The 2948-nt window shown below is 70.6% G+C and carries 3 protein-coding genes; all 3 read left to right on the top strand.

The window, feature by feature from the left end; genetic code table 11:
- Nucleotides 1-385 (top strand): delta-60 repeat domain-containing protein (locus tag AC1DU6_RS25590; RefSeq protein ID WP_477860535.1); only part of this gene is annotated, 385 nt, incomplete at its 5' end.
- A gap of 36 nt (nucleotides 386-421) precedes the next feature.
- Nucleotides 422-2125 (top strand): hypothetical protein, encoded by a 1704-nt coding sequence (locus AC1DU6_RS25585; protein ID WP_477860533.1) that lies wholly within the window; start codon nucleotides 422-424, stop codon nucleotides 2123-2125.
- Between the two features lie 142 nt (nucleotides 2126-2267).
- On the top strand, nucleotides 2268-2948 hold a 681-nt coding region (gene dctP / locus AC1DU6_RS25580; RefSeq protein WP_477860531.1), incomplete at its 3' end, for a TRAP transporter substrate-binding protein DctP.

Here is a 2948-nt window from a genome sequence, read left to right as displayed (position 1 = left end):
CCTGCTGCCCAACGGCGGCATGGATGCCAGCTTCGGCACCGGGGGCCGTGCCGTCGTCGCGGTCAGCGCCGACAACTGGGACGAAGCCACCGCCCTCGTGCAGCAGGCCGATGGCCGGCTGCTGCTCGGCGRCTGGATGTACACCGGCAACAGCTCCAGCGCCGACACCGTGCTGCTGCGGCTGAACAGCGACGGCAGCCGCGACACCGGCTTCTCCCCCAACGGCATCCGCGTCACCGCGGTGGCCAGCGGCATCCGCACCGACAGCGGCCGCGCCTTGGCCCTGCAGCCCGACGAGCGCGTGCCCACGGTGCGCGTGCTGCAGGCCGGCGAAGCCAGCGGCAACAGCGACCTCGACGTCGTGCTGATGCGCCACTGGCTCTGAGCCCCGACGCGCCGCCGCAACCTTACTGGAGCCCTCATGTTCTCGTCTCGACGCCTGGCACCCCTGTGTGCCGCCCTGTTCATCCTCGCCGGCTGCGGCGGTGGTTCCGACCCGGCCACGCCCGGAAATCCGGGCACGCCCACAATCCCGCCCACCCCGTCCACACCGGCCCCCGACGCGCAGATGTCGGCGCTGTCCGGCTCGGCGCAACACGCCACCGTCTCCTGGACCGGCGGCAATGCGGGTACCGCCTGGCGCCTGGAGCGCCGCCGCGAAGACGGTGGCGACTACGCCCTCGTCGCCGAGGTGGACAGCGGCGCGGGCCTCTGGCTGGACAGTGGGCTCGGTGCCGACACCGCTTACACCTATCGCCTCAGTCGCGCCGACGGCAGCGTGCTGGCCACGGCAACCGCCCGCACCGGCAGCGAGGCGGTGCTGACGACCGCGGCCCCGACGGCCGTGGGCGCGGGCATCCCGCTGCCCTACAAGCCGACGACAACCAGCCTGCGCCTGGCGGACGGCAGCCTGCAGCTCGACCTCCCCGCCGGCAGCCTGAGCCAGGCCGGCACCGCGACACTGCAGCCCGTCACCAATCCGCTGGCCGACGGCATCGGCCCGGGGTTGAGCTTCAGCCTGCCCGAGCGCCCGGCCCGCACGCTGACGCTGTCGATGCGTTACGGCGCCGACGAGGACGTCGACGAGGTGCTGCAGGACCGCATCGCGCTGCGCCAGGCCGATGGCAGCTGGTGGCTGCTGCCGTTGGCTGCCCATGACGAGGGCCAGCGCCTGTTGCAGGTCAGCCTGCCGCCCAGCCTGTGGGTGGAGGAGCAGCCCGCGGCGTCCGCGCAGCTGGCTCGTGCGGCGGCCACCTCGGTACGCGGCGTCAAGGGCCAGTTTGTGCGCGTGAAGGCGCACAAGCTCGTGCCCGCCTCGGCCAGCGTGCGTACCCTCGGCAGCCAGCGCTTCGTGCCCGTCAGCATCTATGTGATGCGCGGCAGCCAGCCCTGTGAGACGCAGACTGGCGAGGAGTTCTGCCTGCCCACGCCGGTGCTGCGCGACGTGCAGGTGCCGGTGCTGAACACCAAGGCCGGCTTCCAGCGCCAGTGGACGCTGGAAGGCAGCACGACGCCCGCCGCCACCTTGGGCACGCTGGCCACCGAGCCCCAAGCCGGCATGGTCTACACCGCGCCGGCCCTGGTACCGGCCACCAATCCGCTCACGCTGCGCTTCAGCAGCATCAACAACAGCAACGGGCGCCGCCTGGCGTTGAGCGCGAAGATCCGCGTCACCGAAGATGCCTGGGTCGGCAAGCTGGAGGCCTTCGTCGGCGATCTCGGGGCGGGCCACAAGTACAACCTCGACACGCGTTGGACCCTTGATGCCGCGCTGAGCACCGCGACCCGCCGCGTCTACCACCCCACCGGCAATGCCGAGCACCTCTACACGGTGGTGGATCCAGTCTGCCAGCACACGGTCACGCCCACGCACATCCCGCTCGCGCAGGCCCAGGCCACCGGCCAGCTCATCGTCGATGAATCCACCAGCCCGGCGCGCTACAAGCTGGACCTGGCCACGCTGTGGAATTCGACGATGACCGTCAGCTGCCCGACCGGCAGCACCAGCGCGCCGACCAAAGCCGGGCATGTGTGGACCGCCGAGGGCGTCGTCACGCAAGGCCGCATCGCGGGCTCCGACAACGGTCTGGGCGAGCGCAGCTGGGCACTGGGGCGCCCGCAGTGAAATCGTTCGTCGCGTTCAGGGTTTACCCAGAATCGTTGCGGTCGGCGTAAACGTCGGCCGGCGAGGTTGATTGATCGTCCCGAGGGCCGCTCCCACACTGCGGCCGCATACCGCCACTGAATGGCGGACCTGGAGACATCAAGTGACCCTCAATCGCCGTCAATGGCTGGCCGCCACCGCTGGCACCACCACCTCCCTCTGGCTGCCCAGYGCCCACGCCCAGGCGGGCGCGCTGAAGATCTCGCACCAGTTCCCCAGCGGCACGCTCACCGAGGGCGACTTCCGCGACCGCTTGTGCCGCAAGTTCGCCGCCGAGGTGGAGAAGCGCAGCAGCGGCGCATTGAAGGCCTCGGTCTACCCGGGCTCGTCGCTGATGAAGACCAATGCCCAGTTCTCGGCCCTGCGCAAGGGCGCGCTGGACATGAGCCTGGTGCCGCTGTCCTATGCCGGCGGCGAGGTGGCCGAGACCAATGCCGGGCTGATGCCGGCCCTGGTGCCCAGCTACGAGCAGGGCGCGGCGTGGAAGACGGCGGAGGTGGGCAAGCTGTTGTCCAAGGTGCTGGACGACAAGGGCGTCCTCATCGTCAGCTGGGTCTGGCAGGCCGGCGGCGTGGCCAGCCGGGCACGGCCGCTGGTGAYGCCGGACGACGCCAAGGGCCTGAAGGTGCGCGGCGGCAGCCGCGAGATGGACATGATGCTGAAACAGGCCGGCGCCTCGGTCATCACGCTGCCGTCCAATGAGATCTATGCCGCCATGCAGACCGGCGCCATGGACGCGGCCATGACCTCGTCCACCAGCTTCATCTCCTTCAAGCTCGAAGAG

The sequence above is a fragment of the Roseateles sp. P5_B10 genome (assembly GCF_056400485.1).
The sequence above is the reverse complement of the archived record's forward strand: the minus strand, read 5'-3'. Positions and strand labels throughout refer to the sequence as shown.

Bases quoted from the DNA above. Each gene is read 5' to 3' on its own strand.
- AC1DU6_RS25585 (WP_477860533.1), top strand. From the start codon at position 422: ATGTTCTCGTCTCGACGCCTGGCACCCCTGTGTGCCGCCCTGTTCATC.